This window comes from Mycolicibacterium chengduense, from assembly GCF_033741155.1.
In the GTDB taxonomy this organism is placed as follows: domain Bacteria; phylum Actinomycetota; class Actinomycetes; order Mycobacteriales; family Mycobacteriaceae; genus Mycobacterium.
Window position 1 is genome coordinate 1 of sequence record NZ_JAWQNH010000011.1, and the last position, 20384, is coordinate 20384.

Annotated in this window: 17 protein-coding genes; 10 read left to right on the top strand and 7 right to left on the bottom strand. The window is 66.3% G+C overall.

The features are described from left to right. Positions 1 to 55: 55 nt before the first annotated feature. The gene (locus SBI67_RS28175; protein ID WP_413232585.1) at positions 56 to 1042 is read right to left on the bottom strand and encodes a GGDEF domain-containing protein; all 987 of its coding nucleotides are present in this window, start codon (positions 1040 to 1042) and stop codon (positions 56 to 58) included. A 167-nt stretch (positions 1043 to 1209) separates the two neighbouring features. Here SBI67_RS28175 and SBI67_RS28180 point away from each other — a divergent pair, with 167 nt between their 5' ends. The 5 genes from SBI67_RS28180 to SBI67_RS28200 all read left to right on the top strand — a co-directional run bounded on the left by SBI67_RS28180 (position 1210) and on the right by SBI67_RS28200 (position 7634). Further along, the gene (locus SBI67_RS28180; protein ID WP_318983740.1) at positions 1210 to 1971 is read left to right on the top strand and encodes a DeoR/GlpR family DNA-binding transcription regulator; all 762 of its coding nucleotides are present in this window, start codon (positions 1210 to 1212) and stop codon (positions 1969 to 1971) included. A gap of 77 nt (positions 1972 to 2048) precedes the next feature. Further along, positions 2049 to 3551, top strand: a complete 1503-nt coding sequence (locus tag SBI67_RS28185) for an amino acid permease (RefSeq protein WP_318983741.1) — start codon at positions 2049 to 2051, stop codon at positions 3549 to 3551. After that, positions 3548 to 4975 (top strand): FGGY family carbohydrate kinase, encoded by a 1428-nt coding sequence (locus SBI67_RS28190; RefSeq protein ID WP_318983742.1) that lies wholly within the window; start codon positions 3548 to 3550, stop codon positions 4973 to 4975. Before SBI67_RS28185 ends, SBI67_RS28190 begins: the two co-directional genes overlap by 4 nt. Beyond that, positions 4924 to 6393 (top strand): NAD(P)/FAD-dependent oxidoreductase, encoded by a 1470-nt coding sequence (locus SBI67_RS28195; protein ID WP_318983743.1) that lies wholly within the window; start codon positions 4924 to 4926, stop codon positions 6391 to 6393. The genes SBI67_RS28190 and SBI67_RS28195 overlap by 52 nt, the downstream gene beginning before the upstream one ends. Further along, complete coding sequence (locus SBI67_RS28200; RefSeq protein WP_318983744.1) at positions 6390 to 7634, top strand: NAD(P)/FAD-dependent oxidoreductase; 1245 nt, start codon at positions 6390 to 6392, stop codon at positions 7632 to 7634. Before SBI67_RS28195 ends, SBI67_RS28200 begins: the two co-directional genes overlap by 4 nt. Before the next feature lie 76 nt (positions 7635 to 7710). Here SBI67_RS28200 and SBI67_RS28205 read toward each other — a convergent pair whose 3' ends face one another. Genes SBI67_RS28205 through SBI67_RS28215 form a run of 3 tightly spaced genes read right to left on the bottom strand, consistent with a single transcriptional unit; the run spans position 7711 to position 11098 of the window. Further along, a complete protein-coding gene (locus SBI67_RS28205; protein WP_413232586.1) occupies positions 7711 to 8706 on the bottom strand; it encodes a VOC family protein in 996 nt (331 codons plus the stop codon). Beyond that, on the bottom strand, positions 8703 to 9572 hold the full coding sequence (locus SBI67_RS28210; RefSeq protein ID WP_318983745.1) for an alpha/beta fold hydrolase: 870 nt from the start codon (positions 9570 to 9572) through the stop codon (positions 8703 to 8705). Before SBI67_RS28210 ends, SBI67_RS28205 begins: the two co-directional genes overlap by 4 nt. Continuing rightward, positions 9569 to 11098: a bifunctional 3-(3-hydroxy-phenyl)propionate/3-hydroxycinnamic acid hydroxylase gene (locus SBI67_RS28215; protein ID WP_318983746.1), complete on the bottom strand. Its 1530-nt coding sequence runs from the start codon at positions 11096 to 11098 to the stop codon at positions 9569 to 9571. Before SBI67_RS28215 ends, SBI67_RS28210 begins: the two co-directional genes overlap by 4 nt. 76 nt (positions 11099 to 11174) lie before the next feature. Here SBI67_RS28215 and SBI67_RS28220 point away from each other — a divergent pair, with 76 nt between their 5' ends. Continuing rightward, entirely contained in the window at positions 11175 to 11801 is a 627-nt protein-coding gene (locus tag SBI67_RS28220; RefSeq protein WP_318983747.1) for a TetR/AcrR family transcriptional regulator, read from the top strand. 22 nt (positions 11802 to 11823) lie between these two features. Here the strand turns inward: SBI67_RS28220 and SBI67_RS28225 are convergent, their stop codons facing one another. The 3 genes from SBI67_RS28225 to SBI67_RS28235 form a co-directional block, all read right to left on the bottom strand. Beyond that, on the bottom strand, positions 11824 to 12972 hold the full coding sequence (locus tag SBI67_RS28225) for an acyl-CoA dehydrogenase family protein (RefSeq protein ID WP_318983748.1): 1149 nt from the start codon (positions 12970 to 12972) through the stop codon (positions 11824 to 11826). An 11-nt stretch (positions 12973 to 12983) separates the two neighbouring features. Beyond that, entirely contained in the window at positions 12984 to 14129 is a 1146-nt protein-coding gene (locus SBI67_RS28230; protein WP_318983749.1) for a thiolase family protein, read from the bottom strand. Between the two features lie 114 nt (positions 14130 to 14243). After that, positions 14244 to 15458 (bottom strand): CaiB/BaiF CoA transferase family protein, encoded by a 1215-nt coding sequence (locus SBI67_RS28235; RefSeq protein WP_318983750.1) that lies wholly within the window; start codon positions 15456 to 15458, stop codon positions 14244 to 14246. Positions 15459 to 15657: 199 nt separating this feature from the next. Here SBI67_RS28235 and SBI67_RS28240 point away from each other — a divergent pair, with 199 nt between their 5' ends. The 4 genes from SBI67_RS28240 to SBI67_RS28255 all read left to right on the top strand — a co-directional run bounded on the left by SBI67_RS28240 (position 15658) and on the right by SBI67_RS28255 (position 20372). Next, on the top strand, positions 15658 to 16311 hold the full coding sequence (locus SBI67_RS28240) for a TetR/AcrR family transcriptional regulator (RefSeq protein ID WP_318983751.1): 654 nt from the start codon (positions 15658 to 15660) through the stop codon (positions 16309 to 16311). Between the two features lie 159 nt (positions 16312 to 16470). Continuing rightward, a complete protein-coding gene (locus tag SBI67_RS28245; protein WP_318983752.1) occupies positions 16471 to 16917 on the top strand; it encodes a hypothetical protein in 447 nt (148 codons plus the stop codon). Between the two features lie 175 nt (positions 16918 to 17092). Next, positions 17093 to 17491, top strand: a complete 399-nt coding sequence (locus SBI67_RS28250) for an MmpS family transport accessory protein (protein ID WP_318983793.1) — start codon at positions 17093 to 17095, stop codon at positions 17489 to 17491. Between the two features lie 61 nt (positions 17492 to 17552). Beyond that, a complete protein-coding gene (locus tag SBI67_RS28255) occupies positions 17553 to 20372 on the top strand; it encodes an MMPL/RND family transporter (protein ID WP_318983794.1) in 2820 nt (939 codons plus the stop codon). The last annotated feature ends 12 nt before the right edge of the window (positions 20373 to 20384 follow it).

Here is a 20384-nt window from a genome sequence, read left to right on the forward strand (position 1 = left end):
TTGCCGGGACACGCCGAATCCGTTTTCGGGCCCCTGCCGATGAGGTCCTGGCCGCTCACGTGGTCGCGATGTCAGGGTCGTCCCGAAGAGGCCGGCCGCGGCTGCGGTAGAGCTCGGCGTCGGCGCTTCGGTACAGGCCGGCAATATCGGCCTCCGACGACGCCGCGGTGGCGGTACCGAAGCTGACCGCGGGCGTCTTGTCTCGCACGGTGCGCAGGAATTCGTCGACGTCCTCGGGTCCCCCACCGATCATGCATACGGCGAACTCATCGCCACCCAACCGGGCCAGCGCCGCACGCCGAGACAGCGCCCGTTGCCATTGCCGTGCGTACTCGACGATCCGCCGATCGCCGGCCTGATGGCCGTAGGTGTCGTTGAGGCTCTTGAGCCCGTCGATATCGAGTGCGATGACGGTGACCGGCACGGTCGTACGGCATCGGCTCAGCAGGGTCGAGGTCGCGATCTCCCAGCCCGCACGGTTGAGCAGACCGGTCAGGGGGTCGGTGCAGGCCGCGCCGAACATGGCGCGAATCAGCAGGCCGAAGGACTCGGCGGCGGCCGCGATGGCGACGGTGATGATGAGAAACGTGATCACCCCGACGTGCGGGGCCGGGGCAATGGCCACGGCGACGACGCACGCCACGATGAGGATGGCGATCAACGTCCAGGCACGAACCGCCGGCAGAAACGCCCGGAGGTACATGGCGAGAAACATCGGCGCGATCAGGCAGACGTATTCGGCGGTGATCGTGACATGGAAGGCCATCACGATGGGGGTGGCCACGAGTGCGGCCGCGGTGGCGATGGCGACGCGGTGCGGCCGAAAAGCCAAGTACACCAGCGCGGTGAGCCCCAGGGCGATGGCGACGATACCGCCGACAGGGTTGGCGTAGGCGATGTCGGTGCGCACCGGGAACAACGTGAACACCACACCGTACGTGTACAGAAACGTGGTCGCGCCCAAATAGATTCGCAGGAGCCGCACCTGCTGTCTGTGCCCGGCGTTGGCATCGGCCCCGACAGGCCAATTCAGGCGGTACATGACCGTTAACCTGCCCGGGCGTGCGGTGATCGTCAACCGAACAGCTTGAGCCAAGCAACACCGCCGGCCAGGTCGTGCCCCACCTCACCTTTTCGGTTTGACGCCGCACGGTCAATAATCCGCACTTACAGGCATCCGCAGTCAAATCTCCACACAGGTGGGTGCGCATGCTTCCGGTGGTCCGACACGACGCCATCGTCGACGCGGTCAACACCTCCACGACGGTCAGCACCGACGAGCTCGTCCGGATGCTCGGCGTCTCTGCCGAAACCGTCCGCCGTGACCTGGCGCTACTGGAAGAACGCGGAGCGCTCCGCCGGGTGCACGGCGGCGCCGCGACCGTCGCACCGCGCGGCGAGGAGCCACCGTTCACCGAACGTGCCGGCATCCATCGACCGGCCAAGTCCGAGATGGCCCGGCTGGCGGCCGGCCTGCTCGAATCCGGACAGACCGTCACCATCGACATCGGCACCACCGCCGTCGAGGTGGCCAGGGCCATCCCGCACGGCTGGCGCGGCACCGTCGCCACGCCCTCGCTGCTGGTCGCCGTCGAACTGGCCGGCCGACCCGGCATCAACGTCCTGGTCTCCGGTGGGCATGTCCGTGGCGGCGATCTGGCCTGCTCGAACGCGCACGCCAAGGCGATGTTCGCCGACCTGTACGCCGATATCGCGTTCATCGGGTCCGGCGGCGTGGACGCCGGCGCGGGACTGACCGACTATCACCTCGACGAGGTCGACGTCCGGCGCACCATCATCGCCAACAGCGCCCGATCGTTCATCCTCGCCGACTCCTCCAAGCTCGGCCAGATCGCACCACATCGGGTGTGCGGATTGGCGGCGGTCAGCGGACTGATCACCGAGCGGGATTGCGCCCCGGCGGTCACCGCGGCCATCCGCGAGGCGGGAGGTGTCGTGCTGTCAGCGTGACGGCCAAAAGGGTGCGGGCGGCGTTGCAGCGCCGCCCGCTGGACCGAACATCCAAAACCAGTCAGAAAGCACGATCCGTGACCCATAATCCCACATCCCCGGACCCGACCGACGCCTCCGGTGTCGCCCGTTTCGGCTACCGCGAGTCCTTCGAGCGCACCACCGGCCGGTTCGCCTCGTTCGCGGTCGCCTTTGCCTTCGTCTCGATCGCCACCGGCATCTTCACCACCTACGGAAGCGTCCTCAATTCCTCTGGCCCCCTGGGCATCTGGACCTGGCCGGTGGTGGTCACCGGCCAGCTGGCCGTCGCCCTGCTCATCGGAGCCCTCGCCGCTCGCATCCCCGTCACGGGTTACGCCTACCAATGGGTTTCGCGGCTGGCCAATCCCGTGCTCGGCTGGATCACCGGGTGGGTGTCCTTCACCTTCCTGGCCATCGTGGTCAGTGCCGTCGACTACACGGTGGCCGCCACGGTGCTGCCCGCACTGTTCGGCTTCCAAGGCACCCCGACCACCGCATTTCTGATCACCGCGACCGTCCTGGTGTTGCAGGCTGTCCTGGTGGGGCTTTCGACGAAATGGACCGAGCGGGTCAACAACTTCGCGGTGACCGCCGAGCTCATCGGCATGGTCGCGCTGGTGGCGTTGCTGCTCATCGTCGGTGTCATCGCCCACAAACTGCACGTCGGCAACCTGTTCACCACCGGGGACGTGCCGGCGGAGAACTACTGGAGTTTCGGCACGGCTACCTCGGCAGGCCCGTGGATGCTCGGCTTCCTGCTGGGCGCCTTCACCATCGTCGGATTCGAATCCGCCGCCAATCTCGCCGAGGAGACCAAACGCCCGGAAGTGGTTGTTCCGCGCGCCATGTGGCAAGCGGTGCTGGCGTCCGGTGTGCTCGGCTTTCTCTTCCTGCTTGTGGTGACGGCCGCGGTGAGCAACCCCGGCGAACTCGCCCAGTCCGGCACCCCGGTCGCCGACGTCATCCAGGACATCCTCGGTTCGTTCGTCGGAACCGCGCTGCTGGTACTGGTCGCCATCGCGATCTTCGCGTGTGGTCTGGTCATCCTGATGACCGGGGTCCGGCTGGTGTGGGCCATGTCGCGCGACGAGCGTTTTCCCGGCTGGCAGGTGCTGCGCACCGTCTCGCCGCGCTTCAAGACGCCGCTGAACGCCACGGTGTTCATGACCATCGTCGCAGCAGCCATCCTCGGATTGTTCTCCACCAGCACCGACGCATTGTTCAAACTCTTCTCGGCCGCAACGCTTCTGCCCGCGATCATCTATGCGATCACCGTGGCGCTCTACATCACCAAACGGCGTCAGCTTCCGCGCAGCGCCGGCTTCAGCCTTGGCCGATTCGAACTGCCGATCATCGTGGTCGCGGTGGTGTGGTTGGTGTTCGAACTGTCCCTGTTCCGCGACGCAGCGTTCCGTGACCCTTGGCTCTACGTCCTGGTCATGGTCCTGCTCGGCGCCGTCTACCTCGGCTACCTGCTGGTCAGCCGCGGTACCCGTGGCTTGCGGATGCCCGAGATGCGGTCCATCGACGCCGAATTCGACGAAGTGTCCACACCATGACGGTGCTGGCCATCGACCAGGGCACCTCGGGCACCAAGGCCATCGTGGTGGACCCCGCCGACGGTGTCTGCGGGGTCGCCGAGGTGCCGGTGCACCCGCGTTACCTGGACGGCGGCGGGGTGGAGCAAGACCCCGACGAACTGCTGGCGTCGGTCCTGGCGGCCGGGCGCACCGCCGTCGCCGAGGCGCGCCGGCCCATCGCGGCAGTATCGCTGGCCAATCAGGGTGAGACGGTGCTGGCCTGGGATCCGGTCAGCGGGCGCCCACTGACCCAGGCCATCGTCTGGCAGGACCGCCGAGCCGAGGCGCTGTGTTCGGAGCTGTCCGAGCATCGGGAAACCCTGGCGGCACGAACGGGTTTGGTGCTCGATCCGTACTTCTCGGCACCCAAGATGGCCTGGTTGCGCCGCAACGTCGAGTCCGCCGGTGTCGTGACGACCTCGGACACCTGGCTGCTGCACCAACTGACCGGCGAGTTCGTCACCGATGCCACCACCGCCAGCCGGTCGCTGTTGACCGATCTCGGCGGCGACGGCTGGAGTGCGGACCTGCTCGCCCTGTTCGGACTCGCCGGAGAAAGACTGCCAAGAATCGTCGGGAACGACGAGATTATCGGCAGCACTTCGGCATTCGGAGCCGATGTACCCGTCGGCGGTATCATCGTCGACCAGCAGGCGGCATTGCTGGCCGAAGACTGCCTGACGGCGGGCACCGCGAAATGCACGTTCGGCACCGGCGCCTTCCTGCTGGCGAACACCGGCACCACGCCGGTGCTCTCCAGCACCGGGCTGACGTCGTCGGTGGCCTGGCGGGTGGCCGGGCAGGACACCTTCTGCGTCGACGGACAGGTCTACACCGCCGCATCCGCGGTCCGGTGGCTGGCATCACTGGGCATCATCACCGGCGCCGCCGAGCTGGACGCCGTCGCGGCAGCGGACAACGGCGGCGTGCTGTGTGTCCCCGCCCTGGCCGGCTTGGCCGCACCGTGGTGGCAGTCGAACGCCACCGCAACGTTTTCCGGGATGACGCTGTCCAGTGAACGCGGCCACCTGGTGCTGGCACTATTGCAGGGCATCGCCGCACAGATCGGGGAGCTGGTAGCCGCCATCGGACCGCAGACCACGCTGAGCAGGCTGCGCGTCGACGGCGGCCTGACCCAGTCCACCGTGCTCATGCAGGCGGTCGCCGATATCTTGCAGGTGCCCGTCGACGTGTACCCGTCACCCAACGCCACCGCATTGGGCGCCGCGGCACTTGCGCAGCTGAGCCTGCACCCCGACCGCGGACTGTCCGAGGTCATCCCACGCTGGTCGGCTTCGGCCAGTTACGAACCGACCTGGAGCCCCGAGCGGTCCGCCGAATTCCGTTCGGTATGGCGGGCATTGGCCTCCACCACCTACCCGCACCCAAGGAACCCCGCGTGAACACCACCTACGACATCGTCGTGATCGGCGCCGGCATCGTCGGCGCAGCCATCGCCCGCGAACTGTCCGGTCACCAACTGTCGGTGGCGTTGCTCGACGCCCGAGACGATGTCGGCGACGGCACCAGCAAGGCCAACACCGCGATCCTGCACACCGGATTCGACGCCAAACCCGGCACCTTGGAATCCGCGATGGTCAGCCGCGGCTATCAGCTGCTGTCCGAATACGCCCGCCACACCGGCATCCCGATCGAGCGCACCGGCGCCATCCTGGTCGCCTGGGACGACGAACAGCTCGACGCCCTCCCCGGCCTGCGTGACAAGGCTGCCGCCAACGGCTATCGGCACTGCGAGATCATCGACGCGGCAGAGGTGTATCGGCAGATTCCGCACCTCGGGCCCGGCGCCCTTGCCGGGTTGACCGTGCCCGACGAGTCGATCATCTGCACGTGGACGGTGAACCTGGCACTGGCCACCGACGCCGTGCACCGGAGCACCACCCTGCTGCGTGGCCACCGGGTCGAAACCGTCGACGTGGGGCCGGAATTCACCACGCTGCACACCAGCGCCGGGCCGGTCACCAGCCGCTGGGTGGTCAACGCGGCGGGGCTGGGCGCCGATGTCATCGACGCCCGGTTCGGCTTCGAGCGGTTCACCGTGACCCCACGGCGTGGCGAGCTGATCGTGTACGACAAGCTGGCACGCCGGCTGGTCGACAAGATCGTGTTACCGGTCCCCACCGCCCGCGGCAAGGGTGTGTTGGTGAGCCCGACCATCTACGGCAACGTCATGCTGGGACCGACCTCCGAAGACCTGCAGGACCGCACCGCGACCGGCACATCCGAGGCGGGGTTCGAGTTCCTGCTGGACAAGGGGCAGAGGCTGATGCCCGATCTGCTTGTCGAAGAGGTGACCGCGACGTACTCCGGCTTGCGCGCCGCCATCGACCACGGTGACTACCTCATCGCCCCCGACACCGGTCAGCGGTACCTGCTGGTGGGCGGTATCCGGTCCACGGGCCTGACCGCGGGTATGGCGATCGCCGAATACGTTGTGAATGAATTGCGTTCGGCAGGACTGGATCTGGTGCCGAAAGCCGAGCTCCCCGACCCGCCGCGGATGCCGAACCTCGGCGAGGCTTTCACCCGCCCCTACCAGGACGCCGACCGCATCGCCGCCGACCCCGCGTACGGCAAGATCGTCTGCTTCTGCGAACGGGTCACCGCGGGGGAACTGCGCGACGCCTGCATCTCCACCATCCCCCCGGTGGGGCTGGACGGCCTGCGCAGGCGCACCCGCGTCCTGAACGGGCGGTGCCAGGGCTTCTTCTGCGGCGCCGAAGCTCAGGAGTTCCTCGACACCACGCCGGCTGGTGCTGTGCCGGTACGCGCCACCCAACCCGAGGAGATCACACTGTGAGTACCACCAGGACCGTCGACGTCGCGATCGTCGGCGGCGGACCGGCCGGTCTCACCGCCGCGGCCGAACTCGCCCCCGGTCTCGACGTGGTCGTGCTCGAACGTGAATCGGCGGCCGGCGGGATTCCCCGGCACAGCGACCACCCTGGATACGGCATCCGTGACCTCAAACGCTTCCTCGGCGGACCCGAGTACGCTCGCCGATTGGTCCGCCGCGCGACGCATGCCGGTGCGACCATCCGCACCGACGCCACGGTGACCGGCTGGGCCGGTGACCGCGCGCTCGACGTCACCTCCCCCCAAGGGCGTCACCGTCTCGAAGCGGGTGCGGTCATCCTGGCCACCGGCGCCCGCGAACGGCCGAGGCCGGCCCGGATGATCCCGGGTGACCGTCCGTCGGGTATCTACACCACCGGGCTTCTGCAGAACCTGGTGCACCTCAGGCACCGCCCCGTCGGCCGGCGGGCGGTCGTGGTGGGTGCCGAACTGGTCAGTTACTCCGCGGTGCTCACGCTCAGGCATGCGGGGTGCGAGACCGTGTTGATGACCACCACGCACCCGTCGCCGGAGTCCTACACGGTGTTCAACCTGGCCGGCCGCTCACCGTTGTTGGGTCTGAACGTGGCCACCCGCAGCAGGGTGGCACGCATCATCGGAAAGCCGGCACTGGAGGCGGTGGAAATCGAAGACCTCGACACCGGCCGTCGCCGGATCGTGGAATGCGACACGCTGGTACTGACCGGCGACTGGATTCCCGACCACGAACTGGCCCGCAGCGCCGGGCTAGACATGGACCCGAAAACCCTCGGCCCACTGACCGATACCGCATTGCGGACCAGCCGTCCCGGCGTCTTCGCGGTCGGTAATCTGCTGCACCCGGTGGACACCGCCGATATCGCGGCGCTCGACGGTAAGCACGTCGCCGACCCGGTGCGGGCTTACCTGCGGGGCGGAACGTCCGCCGCGGACGGGTTGCGGCTGCGGGTGCAGGCACCACTGCGGTGGATCACCCCGGGTATCGTCCGCCCGGGCGATGACGCGCCGGCACGTGGACGGCTGTTGTTGTGGACCGATCACCTGGTGCGCATCCCCACGGTCACCGTCCGCCAGGACGGTCGGGTCATCGCCCGAAAGACGTTGCCCTGGCCGGCATCACCCGGGCGGGTGTTCCGGGTACCGTCCCGTCTGCTCGACGGCGCGGACCTCCGCGGCGGACCGGTGACCGTCTCGGTCACCGGTTAACCCACGCGAGCGTGCAGACAGAGCGCGAAAACCGGCTCGACCGCCATCTGGGTGCACGCTCGCGTAGCTGCGCGGCTCAGTTGTCGGGAATGCCGGCACCGGCCAGTGCCGGTACCGGGTCTTCGCGATGGCCCAGCGAGCGGGCCGCGGTCGCGAACTGGGCCAGCTTGTCCACGACGGTCTGGCCGTGGGGGGTGTGACCCCAGATGCTGATGCCCTGATACGTCGCGGGCTGCCAGGTGCTTTCGTCGACGACGATGGGGTTCCAGCCGACTTCCCATTCGAAACCGGATGGCGTGACGGCGTAGTAGGACAGTTCCCTGTCATTGGTGTGCTGCCCGACGTCGAGCGCCATGCCGAAACCGAGCGCTCGCACGCGCTCATATGAGCGTGTCAGGTCGTCCAGGTCGGCCACCTGGATGTTGAGATGTTGCACCCGGGTACGAATGGGGTTGACGGGCAGCCGGTTCACCGCCGCGATCGCCACCGAGTGATGGCGGGCATTCATACGCAGGAACCGTATCGTCAGTTTCATCCCGTTGATCGTCTCGTCGATGTAGTCGGAGAGCCGGGCATCGAAGACCGCACTGTAGTAGCCGCGCATCTGCTGGGGTTTTTTCGAGGTGATGGCGACGTGACCGATGCCGTACTCCCCCGTGACGAATCCACCGGTCCTCAAGTCCACTGGCTCCGTGGAGATCTCCGCGTGGACAAAGACCTCCTGATTCAATCCGTTGGGGCCGGGCAGTCGTACCAGACGCTGCACCCCGCGCAGGGCAGCCTCCTCGGCGGTGCCCTCCCGGACGGGGACGTCATGCGTACTCATCCTGCGCAGGATCTCGTCAAGGGTGTCGTGGTCGCGCGCCTGCCAACCCAATGCCGTCACATCCTCGGCGGGACCGCGTTGCAGCAGGAACCGGCAGGCGTGCTCATCCAACCGGAATCGCATCGCATCGGCACCGACATCGTCGATGTGCATGCCGATGGCTTCTCGACCGAAACGGCTCCAGTCCGCGAACCGGTCGGTTTCGATCACCAGATAGCCCAGCCGCACCCGGCCGAAGACGTTCACGGCGCAAATACCGATGGCTCGGAGAGGAATTCAACGACGAGCCGGTTGAACAGCTCGGCACGTTCCCACTGCATCCAGTGCCCCGTACGTGATGTCATGATCAGTTCGGCGTGCGGCATGCTGCGCAGCAGCAGTGGCCCGCCGGCCGGCCGGTTCACCACATCATCACGGCCCCAGAGGATCAGGGTCGGCGTTGGCAGCGTCTTCAGGCGCGGATCGCGGGTCAGGTCCATTCGCCACAGGGTGCGCAGCGCCCATGGCCCGGATGGCCGCGTCAGTGGCGGGTCTGCCACCACCTCCGGGTCGATCGACGCGGCATACCGGATATCGATCAACTCGTCGGGCACCGAATCCGTTTCGTAGACCAGGTAATGCCGGATGAAGTCGGCCAGTTTGGCCCGGCTCGGCCCGGCACCGGTGTAATAGGACAGCAAGTGGTTGAGTCCGCGGGTGGGCAGCATCCTGGTGGTGCCGATTCCGCCGGGACCCATCAGAACCATCTTGCCGACGCGCTGCGGGTGCTCCAGCGCGAAGCGCAATGCTGCGGCACCACCGTAGGAGTTTCCGACCAGATGCGCGGTGGCGATCTGCAAGGTGTCGAGCAGACCGCCGATGGCCTCGGCCAGCGAGCCGAACGGATCGAGCTTGTCGATCCGCTTGGTCGAGCGGCCGTAACCGGGCATATCCGGCACGATCACACGAAAGTGCTGCGCGAGTGCGTCGATATTTCGCGAGTAGTTCGTCACGCCGGAGGCGCCGGGGCCGCCGCCGTGTAAGAGGACGATGGCGGGTCCGGTGCCGGTTTCGGCGAAGAAGATCTGCCGGTCCCCGACGGTGACGGTCCGTTCGGTGAGTGTGCTGATCATGCGTGGGCTCCTGTGCGATCGGGCTGGCGCAGCCCGGCCGGTGGTCCCGCCAACGGGCGACCTGAACTGCTTGCGGCATAGATGAATCCATCGGGGCGCAACACCACGGTGTCGGCTTTTCGGCCGCGCAGCCAGCCAACCAATTCGGGCTGGGTGACCCGCAGGGTCACTGCTCCGATCTGCTGCCAGGCCTGCGCTCCCGGCGGCAGGGCCGTGGTGTGCAGCAGCGCCCATCTCCCGTCCAGGTGATCGTCCAGCGGCTTGATCTCGCCGTCGTGGACGACGGCCGGTTGCGGCACCTGCCATCCGACCGCAGGGCCGGGACCGGTGGCGAAGAATCCCTCGGTATACCGCGCGGCCGGAATCCACCAGAATTTCTGCCCCTTCGTCAGCACCCCCGGCAACCGGCTCAACGCCCGGAGTGTCCGGTTGCGCAGCGCGGCGAGCACCGGCCGGCGTTCGGTGATGACCCTGCCCACCAGAACCGCCCTGCGGGTCACCTCCACGACGTGTGGCTTGCGTTCCGCCTCATAGGAATCGAGGAGCTCTTCCGGAGCGCTACCGGCCACTACCGCCGCCAACTTCCAGCACAGGTTGGCGGCGTCGCGCACGCCCGCCGACATCCCCTGCCCGATCCACGGTGGCATGGCATGTGCAGCGTCACCGGCAAGGAAGACGCGGCCGATCCGCCAGCGATCGGCGACCCGGACATGGTGACTGTAGACGACGGCCCGCAGGATCTCGACGTGCTCGCCCGTGATTCCCTGGGCCGCAAGCGCGTTGCACACCGCCTCATCGGTGACGAGACGTCGCTCATCCTGACCGGACCGGACCGGGTACTCCCAGCGGTGATGGCCGAGCGGAGTGGGGCAATCCACCATGGGTCGATCGGGATCGCAGTGGAAACGCAAGCGGTCGTGGGCATCCCACTCCTTGCGCACCTTGGTGTCGATGACCACCCAGCGTTCACCGTAGGTGCGTCCCGTGTATCCCACCCCGAGCAGACCGCGGGTCGGCGATGAGCCACCGTCGGCGGCGATGACGTAAGACGCCCGCAGCCGGGTGAAACCGTCGGTGCGCAAGTCGGCCAGCAATAACTCGGCGTGGTCGGCGGCGTTGGTTACGCGAAGACATTCCCGCTCGAGGAGCACATCGACATTGGGGAAGCGGGCCACCCCGTCGCGCAACACTTCGTCGACGGCCGGTTGATACAGGAACTGCTGCGCAGGGTGGCCGCAGCCCCGACCTCGGATCACAGTCTCGACGAACGGTCGGCCCTTGGCATCGACGAAGGTCACCGGGCGGTTGGGCAACATGTCACGCTTCAGCCGGTCGGCCAGACCCACGGACTGCCAGATCCGCAGCACCTCCTCGTCGGTGGAGATGGCTCTGGCGCGTCCGTAGATATCGGGGTCACGTTCGATCACGACAACTTTCAGGCCGAGCCGGCCCAGCAGATTGGCCGCGGTGGCTCCCGTCGGGCCGTATCCGATCACGGCAACGTCATAGGTGTCGCAGGGATTCATCGGACCTCCGATTGATCTGTAGTGATCGCTACGGTAATGTAGTGATCGCTACAGCGTCAAGAGTCGGGAGTGTCCGATGTCACAAACCTCCAAACCCCGCCGTAAGCGCGCCGACGGCGAGCTGTCGCGCGAACGAATCCTCGACGCCGCCACCGAGATCTCCTCCGAGCGTGGCTACGAGGGCACCAGCATCTCGCTGGTCAGCAAGAAGTGCGGACTGCCCGCCAGTTCGATCTACTGGCACTTCAAGGACAAGGACGACCTGCTGGCCGCCGTTATCGAGCGCAGTTTCGGGGCATGGCTGCAGTCCTGGCAGCTGCCCGCCGACGGTGAGCCGCGGGAACGGATCAACGTCATGGCCATGCAGATCGCCAAGGCACTGCTCGACTCACCCGATTTCCTCCGCCTGGGCTTGATGCTCTCCCTGGAGCGCCGACCAGTCGAGCCGCGAGCCCGTGCCATGTTCCTGCAGGCACGCGCCCAAGCCGCGGAATCGCTGTCCGAAGCCCTGCGTGAGTTCACCACCGGGCTCGACGAATCGCAGCAGAGGTTGCTGGTCACCTATGCGATCGCCGGCGGTGACGGATTGTTCCTCGCCAAGGAGATCGGCGGGGACTCGGTGGATCTGCTCGCCCTGCTGGAGATGCACGCCAACGCGCTCTACGACACCGCTCGCCGGCTCATCGCCGAGAACGAATCGTGAGGCGGCCAGCAAGCGGATAGCGCTACAGCCCCAGGTCTTTGGCGATGATCACCTTCATCACCTCGCTGGTGCCGGCGTAGATCCGGGCCACCCGGGCATCGGTGTACAACCGCGCGATCGGGTACTCCATCATGTAGCCGTAACCGCCGAACAGCTGCAGGCAGCGGTCGACCACCCGAGCCTGCATCTCGGTGCAGAACAACTTCACCCGCGCGGCATCGGGCGCCGCCAGCTCACCGTCGACATGCAGGGCGATGGCCCGGTCCAGCATCGCCTGGGCGGCCTCGACCTCGGCCGAACACGCCGCCAACTCGAACTTGGTGTTCTGAAACGAGGCCACTGGCGTGCCGAATGCCTTGCGGTCCTGGGTGTATTCGATGGCAGCCGCGATCGCCGATCGGGCTTGGGCCACCGAGCCGACCGCTATCGTCAGCCGCTCCTGGGGCAGGTTCTGCCCGAGATAGCCGAACGCCTCGTCGACCTCGCCGAGCACGTTGACGTCAGGGACTCGGACGTCGACGAAGGACAGCTCCGCGGTGTCTTGAACCTTGCAGCCCATCTTCTCCAGCTCACGGCCGCGGGTGAAGCCCGGCATGCCGTCTTCCACCACGAACAGCGTCAGCCCCCGGCGCCGGTTGTCCGGGTCCGTGGAGGTGCGGGCGACGACGACCACCAGGTCCGCCTGCATGCCGCCGGTGATGAAGGTCTTGGCGCCGCTGAGGATCCAGTCGTCACCGTCGCGCACGGCGGTGGTACGCATGCCGGCCAGATCCGATCCGGTGCCCGGTTCGGTCATCGCGATCGCGGTGAGCAGGGTGCCGTCGGCCAGACCCGGAAACCACCTCTTGCGTTGTTCTTCGTCGGCGTAGTGCAGAAAGTACGGCAGGATCACCTCGAGCTGGGTGCGCACCGTCGACAGGGTGACCAGTGCACGGGCCGCCTCCTCCTGCAACACGACGTTGTAGCGGTAGTCCGGCTCGCCACCGCCGCCATACTCCTCGTCGATGGCCATGCCGAGCATGCCGAGCGAGCCCATCTTGGCGAACACCTCACGAGGCATCCGGCCGCCCTTCTCCCATTCTGGGTAGGCGGGCACGACATCCTTTTCCACGAAGTCGCGGGCGAGCTGACGGAACGCCTCGTGATCCTCGGTGAAGAGATTGCGCTGCATGTCTGCTCCTGTCACGCCACGAGTTCGACCAGGGTGGCGTTGGCGGTCCCGCCGCCCTCGCACATGGTCTGCAGACCGTAACGAATTCCGTTGTCGCGCATGTGATGGATCATCCTGGTCATCAATACCGCCCCCGAGGCGCCGAGCGGGTGTCCCAGCGCGATCGCGCCGCCGAGCGGATTGAGCTTGGCCTCGTCGGCGCCCGTCTCGGCCAGCCAGGCCAGCGGCACCGGGGCGAAGGCCTCGTTGACCTCGAACACACCGACCTCGTCGATGCCGACGCCGGCCTTGCGCAACACCTTCTCGGTGGCCGGGATCGGCGCGGTCAGCATCAACACCGGATCGGCCCCGCTGACGACGCCGGCTCGATAGCGGACCAGCGGGGTCAAGCCGAGTTGCAGCGCGTGGTCGGCCGTCATCACCAGCAGCGCGGCCGCCCCGTCGGAGATCTGGGACGAGTTACCCGCGTGGATGATGCCGTCTTCGGTGAACGCCGGCTTGAGTGCGGCCAGTTTCTCGACGGTGGTGCCCCGTCGGATGCCCTCGTCGGCCACGATGACGTCACCCTCGGTGAACACCGGGACGATCTGGTCGATGAATGCGCCGGCATCCTGGGCGGCGGCGGCTCGTTCATGTGATGCGGCGGAGTACTCGTCGCACCGGGTGCGCGACAGATCCCACTTCTGGCAGATCAGCTCGGCCGAGATGCCCTGGTTGAAGGAGAAATGCTCATAGCGGGCAAGAACTTTCGGGCCGTATGGCTGGCCGGTCTGGCGGGCCGCACCCAGCGGCACCCGGCTCATCACCTCGACTCCGCCGGCGACCACGATGTCCTGTTGGCCCGACATCACGGCGTGCACCGCGAAATCGAGTGCCTGCTGGCTGGATCCGCAGGCACGATTGACGGTGGTTCCCGGGATGTGCTCGGGCCAACCGGCCGCCAGCACCGAGAAGCGCCCGACATTGCTGGACTGGTCACCCACCTGAGAGACACAGCCCCACACCACATCGTCGATCACACCGGGATCCACGCCGGTGCGCTCGAGGAGCTCGTTGAGCACCACGGCCGACAGATCGGCGGCGTGTTGGTCGGACAGGCCGCCGTTGCGTTTGCCGACCGGCGTGCGGACGGCCCCGACGATGACGGTTTCACGCATGACTTCTCTCCTCAGGTACGTAGCGTCCCGCGGCCGGCCACCCGGGCATCGAGACGGAAAGCTGGGACGTCGGCGCCGCGAAATCGGTCCCTGGCTTCAGGTTCGGTGTACTTCTCATGCACATCTCGCACCGATGGCCCCGTCGGCACGCAGCACACCGACCTCGTGCGCGGAGAAACCGAGCTCGCCGAGTACGGCGTCGGTGTGCTCACCCAGCCCGGGCACCGCGCCCATGGCCATCTCGAAACCGCTGACCACCGGCGGCGGTAACAGGGCTTCGATCGTGCCGTTGGGAGTACTGACCTCGCGCCACCGGTCCCGCGCCCGTAGGTGAGGATGCGCGATCACCTCGCTGGGCCGGTTGTAGCGCGCGTTACCGATACCGGCCCGGTCGGCGGTGTCCTGAACATGGTCCAGATCGTGCTGGGCGCACCAGCTTTCGATCGCGATGTCGAGTTCGTCACGGTGCGCGCAACGACCGGAGTTGGTGGCAAGGCGCGGATCGTCGGCGAGATCCGGACGTTGGATGACGTCGCGTGCCAGCCGCTGCCATTCCCGGTCGTTGGTGGTGCCCAGCACCACCGTCTGCCCATCCCGGGTGGCGAACGCCCCGTACGGCGCGACGGCTGGTGAGCTCATGCCCAGTGGCGTCTGGTCGACTCCGCAGTGCTGGGTGTAGGTCAGTTGGTATCCCATGATGTCGGTCATGGTGTCGAAAAGGCTCACCGCCACCGACGGGGCGGCGCGGGTGTCACCGTGACGGGCCCGGCCCAACAGCAGCGCCATGACGGACAACGCCGAGTACAAGCCGGTGGTGATATCGGCGACCGCGGCTCCCGGCTTGGCCGGCATGCCGGCGAACCCGGTCGCCGCACACGAGCCCGATTCGGCCTGCACCAGTAGGTCGTAGGCGCGTTTGTGCGATAACGGACCACCCGGCCCATAACCGTCGATCTCCACCGCGATGACCTGCGGGTAACGCACTTTCAGATCCGCCGGCGACAGCCCGAGCCGGGCCGTCGCCCCGGGAGCCAGATTCGAGACGACGGCGTCGGCACGGTCGAGCAACCGGTGCAGCACGTCCATCCCGGCCGCGGACTTCAGGTTGAGGGTCACCGATTCCTTGCCGCGGTTGGCCCATACGAAATGGGCGGCCTGTCCGAGCACGACGTCGTCGTAGTCGCGCGCGAAATCGCCGCCCACCGGATTCTCGATCTTGATCACCCTGGCGCCGAAATCGGCCAGCACCCGCGTGCACATCGGCGCGGACACCGCCTGCTCCAAGGCGATGACGGTGATACCGGACAGCGGCGCGGTACTCGAGGTCACGGACTCACATAACCATGCCGCCATCGATCCCATGGCCAACAGCCGGAAATCTGTCAGCCCGATGCAGGAACATGCTTCTCACCTGGAGGAGAAGCGGTGGTGCCACGTCTGGACGGCGGCCGCGACCACCGCGACCCGCAGGCGTTCTCCGGTAGAGTCCAGGCATGCCCTCCCGGATCGGCAGGCAGCTGAGCAGCAGGTGACCAGCGCCGGCGAAGAGCCCGCGTGGAAGCAGCGCGCGGTCGAGCGGTCCATCCAAACAGCCAAGCTTCGTGCCGCTCAACGTGTTCAGCGCTTCCTCGACGCGGCACAGTCGATCATCATCGAGAAGGGCGGCACGGACTTCACCGTGCAAGAGGTCGTCGACCGGTCCCGTCAGTCACTGCGCAGCTTCTACCTGCAGTTCGACGGGAAGCACGAGTTGTTGCTCGCACTGTTCGAGGACGCGCTGAGCCGCTCGGCCGAACGGATCCGGGCCGCCACCGCCGGCCAATCCGACCCGCTCGACCGGCTCAGGGTCGCGGTGCAGTCGCTGTTCGAATCATCGCGCCCCGACCCCACCACCAAGCGACCGCTGTTCACCGACTTCGCGCCGCAATTGCTTGCCTCCCACCCATCGGAGGTGAAGGTCGCCTCCGCCCCGCTGCTGGCGCTGCTCACCACGCTGATGGAAGAAGCGGCCGATGCAGGAAAGCTGCGCCCCGGAGTCGATCCGCGACGGATGGCCGCAATGACCATGCAGACCGTCATGGTGGTCGCGCAGTTCGGCGGCGGTGACGACGTCACCGGACTGCCGGCCTCGCCGATGGACGTGTGGGACTTCGTCGCGCACGGTTTCACCGGCGCTCCCTGACTGCCGCACGTCTCCAGTTTATTCCCATTCACGGAATCTGTGACTTTCTCCTCGCCGGTCGGCATCTCAAGAAACTTGAGGTAGCGTCTCCAGGTCATCGGCGAGTGGGGGCTTGGGCGGCCGCTTGCCCAAACTGACGGCGGCGCAAAGGAACAGCGTATGGATTCCAGAGTGTTCGGCGACCTGGCAGTGGTCGCTTTCGTCTGCCTTCTGGTGTTCGCGACGGGCATGTTCGTCCACACCCGCCGGATACGCCTGCGGCCGGTAGCCGCTTACGGAGAAGAAGTCGGCGGCACCAAGGCGATGCTGAACAAGGTACGCAAGCTCGAACCGATGACCCAGACTGAGCTCGACTTTGCCAAACAAGCGATCGCCGATCGCAGTTCACTGCTGGCGTTCTCGATTCCCGCCACCATCTTCAGCCTCGGCTGCTTCTATGTATTGGGCAGTCTCGAGCACCTGCACGGGGCCACCCCGTCGGAACGGACCTTTCTCGGGGTGATCCCGATGTTCTCCTCGCTGAACATCACCATGCAGATCCTGCGGAACAAGGCCCTCAAACGCCGCATTCCACGGGTCCCAGTGGTAACGCCCCAACCGGCCTGACAGCCGATTCACAGGTCTCCAGCCTTCGATCGATCATGAAAGCACTGGTAATGTCCATCCATCCCTATATCAACCATGTTGATATAAAGTGCTGCCGCCCGTTCCGCCAAGGATGCGCAAAGGTGTTGTCGTGAAACATCAGCCATCTGGTCGCACCATGCTCGTGCGCGGGTGGATGCCGTTGGTGACCGTGGTCGCTCTCGCCATCGGCGCGCTGTGCATGTGGAAGGTCCACGAGATGTCCGCACCCGGACCCGTCCTCGCGGTGAACCTGCCACAGGCGCCACCGGAGTTCACCCCGAAGAAGCTGACCTACGAGTTGTACGGGTCGGCCGGCAGCGGCGGGATCGTCTCCTACGTCGATATCGACGGGCATCCGCACCAGGAGGACCTGACCGGTCTGCCATGGTCACACGACGAGACGACGACCCTGACCGTGGTGTCCGGGAGTCTGTCGGCACAGGTTCGAGGCGGCCAGGTCGGTTGCCGCATCCTGGTGAACGACGTTGTGCGCGATGAGCATTCCGACGACCGTCAGGATGCCAACGTCACCTGCCGGGTGAAGTCGGCATGAGCGACGCGTGCGAGGAGACCGCATGAGCGCGCACCGGGCTGGCCGACCCTTCTTCGCCAGGATGGTGCGCATCCTGGCGGTCCCGATCATCGTGTTCTGGGCGATCCTGGCGGTGTGCACGAACACCTTCGTGCCGCAGGTGGAACGGGTGGCCGAGGAGCTCGCCGGCCCACTGGTGCCGCACTATGCCCCGTCGCAGGTCGCCATGCTGCAGATCGGGCAGAAGTTCCAGGAGTCCACCTCTACCAGCATGACGATGCTGGTGCTGGAGGCCGACCATCCACTGGCCGAAGCCGACCATCAGTACTACGACAACCTGGTGCGTCGGTTGCGCGCCGATACCGCGCACGTCCAGTACGTGATGGACACCTGGGGCCGGCCGATCACGGCCGCCGGCGCCCAGAGCCTGGACGGCAAGTCCGCCTACGTACTCCTGCGACTGGCCGGCGATATCGGCCAGATCCAGGCCAATGACTCCGTCAACGCGGTCCGGGAGATCGTCGAGAAAGACACTCCCCCACAGGGGCTGAAGGTCTACATCAGCGGCGCGGCGCCGCTGGCCGCGGACACCGTGAACATCGCGAACTCCAGCCTCAACAACATCACCATCGTCACAATCTTCCTCATCATCTTCATGCTGCTGGTGGTCTACCGATCGATCACCACGCTCCTGGTGCCGTTGTTCGGGGTGTTGGTCCTCATGCTGGCCGCCAAGGGCGTGATCGCGACCCTCGGACATTTCGGCTACATCGAACTGTCCTCCTTCGCCGTCAACATGGTCGTCTCGCTGACATTGGGGGCAGGCACCGACTACGGCATCTTCCTGCTGGGCCGTTACCACGAGGCACGCCTGAACGGGGAAACCCGGGAGGACGCCTACTACTCCGCGTACCGCGGTGTATCGCACGTCATCATCGGCTCCGGGCTGACGATCGCCGGGGCGTGCTTCTGCCTGAGTTTCGCGCGGCTGAACTACTTCCACACCATGGGCCCCGCGGTGGCGATCAGCATGGTGCTCACCATCACCGGCGCGCTCACGTTGGTGCCCGCGCTGCTGAGCCTCGGCAGTCTGTTCGGGTTGTTCGATCCGAAACGGAAGGTCAAGGCCAAACTCTATCGGCGCATCGGCACCAGCGTGGTGCGCTGGCCCAAGCCGATCCTGGTCGCCGCCGTGACGATCGTCTCGCTCGGCGCGGTGTTCGTCCCGACCTACCGGGTGAGTTACGACGACCGTGCCTATCAGCCGGCCGATGCCCCTGCCAATCAGGGATTCCGGGCCGCGGACCGGCACTTCCCGCAAAGCAAGCTGTTCAGCGAGATGCTGATGATCGAGTCCGACCACGACATGCGCAATTCGGCGGACTTCATCTCGCTGGACCGTGCCGCCAAGGCGCTGATGCGTCTGCCCGGCGTAGCCATGGTGCAGAGCATCACCCGGCCGATGGGCCGGGCGCTCGAACATGCCAGCCTGCCTTATCTTTTCACCACTCAGGGCAGCGGCAACGGAATGCAGCTGCCGTTCGTGCGGCAGTCCAACAGCAATACCGACCAGCAGGCGCAGATCATGGCGCACACCATCACGGTGCTGCAGAAGATGATCGCCCTGACCCAGAACCTGGCCGACGAGATGCACAACACCGTCGTCACCATGGAGGACATGCAGCAGGTCACCGACCAGATGAATTCCGAGGTCGCCAACCTTGACGATTTCATGCGCCCGCTGCGCAATTACTTCTATTGGGAGCCGCACTGTTTCGACATCCCGGCATGTTGGGCGTTCCGTTCGCTGTTCGACATGCTCGACAGCGTGGACAGTCTGGCCGGTGATATCAAGGACGCGGTGGCCTCGTTGGAGGTCGTCGACAAGCTGCTGCCCCAGATGGTGTCGCAACTGAAGATCATGGCCGATGACATGCAGGGCCTGCAGGCGCTGATCGTCAACACCTACGGGCCGTCCAACATCCAGGCCGACAACACCGACCAGACCTTCGACGACATGATCAACGTGGGCAACGACTTCGACATCGCGCGCAGCGACGACTTCTTCTACATCCCGCGGGAAGCCTTCGACAACGAGGACATCAAGACCGGCGAGCAGTTGATGATGTCACCGGACGGCAAGGCCGCTCGCCTCATCGTCACCCACGAGGGCAATGCCATGGGACAGGAAGGCATCGACCACGTCCAGCAGTTTCCCGACGCCATCAAGGTTGCGCTGAAAGAGACCTCCCTGGCGGGCGCCAAGATCTACATCGGCGGGTCGGGGTCGAACAACCGGGATATCCAGGAGTACGCCAAGGCCGACCTGCTGATCGCGGCGATCGCCGCGTTCGTGCTGATCTTCCTCATCATGATGTTCATCACGCGAAGTCTGGTGGCAGCCTTGGTGATACCCGGGACCGTCGCGTTCTCGTTCGCCGGCGCATTCGGGTTGTCCGTGCTGATCTGGCAGCACCTGATCGGCCTGCCACTGCACTGGCTGATCCTGCCGCTGACGTTCATCATCCTGGTGGCGGTGGGCTCGGACTACAACCTGTTGTTGATCGCCAGGTTGAAAGAGGAGGTGCACGCGGGGATCAACACCGGCCTGGTCCGGGCGCTCGGCAGCACCGGTGGGGTGGTGACCTCGGCCGGGCTGGTGTTCGCGTTCACCATGCTGGCCATGCTGTCCAGCGATCTACGTACCATCGGTCAACTCGGCTCGACGGTGTGCATCGGGCTGCTGCTCGACACCTTGATCGTGCGGTCGTTCATCGTGCCGTGCCTGGTGCGGCTGCTCGGCCCGTGGTTCTGGTGGCCGACATTCATCCGGCAGCGCCCCCTGCCCCCGCGCCTGCGTGCCCGGCCGACGCCCCGGGAGCCGTCGACGGCGCCCATGTGACCGCCAAGCGGC

Coding starts and splice junctions, on each gene's coding strand:
- SBI67_RS28210 (WP_318983745.1), bottom strand. CDS start 9,572: ATGATCAGCACACTCACCGAACGGACCGTCACCGTCGGGGACCGGCAG.
- SBI67_RS28255 (WP_318983794.1), top strand. CDS start 17,553: ATGGTGCGCATCCTGGCGGTCCCGATCATCGTGTTCTGGGCGATCCTG.
- SBI67_RS28220 (WP_318983747.1), top strand. CDS start 11,175: ATGTCACAAACCTCCAAACCCCGCCGTAAGCGCGCCGACGGCGAGCTG.
- SBI67_RS28225 (WP_318983748.1), bottom strand. CDS start 12,972: ATGCAGCGCAATCTCTTCACCGAGGATCACGAGGCGTTCCGTCAGCTC.
- SBI67_RS28215 (WP_318983746.1), bottom strand. CDS start 11,098: ATGAATCCCTGCGACACCTATGACGTTGCCGTGATCGGATACGGCCCG.
- SBI67_RS28245 (WP_318983752.1), top strand. CDS start 16,471: ATGGATTCCAGAGTGTTCGGCGACCTGGCAGTGGTCGCTTTCGTCTGC.
- SBI67_RS28180 (WP_318983740.1), top strand. CDS start 1,210: ATGCTTCCGGTGGTCCGACACGACGCCATCGTCGACGCGGTCAACACC.
- SBI67_RS28190 (WP_318983742.1), top strand. CDS start 3,548: ATGACGGTGCTGGCCATCGACCAGGGCACCTCGGGCACCAAGGCCATC.
- SBI67_RS28250 (WP_318983793.1), top strand. CDS start 17,093: ATGCCGTTGGTGACCGTGGTCGCTCTCGCCATCGGCGCGCTGTGCATG.
- SBI67_RS28175 (WP_413232585.1), bottom strand. CDS start 1,042: ATGTACCGCCTGAATTGGCCTGTCGGGGCCGATGCCAACGCCGGGCAC.
- SBI67_RS28230 (WP_318983749.1), bottom strand. CDS start 14,129: ATGCGTGAAACCGTCATCGTCGGGGCCGTCCGCACGCCGGTCGGCAAA.
- SBI67_RS28195 (WP_318983743.1), top strand. CDS start 4,924: ATGGCGGGCATTGGCCTCCACCACCTACCCGCACCCAAGGAACCCCGC.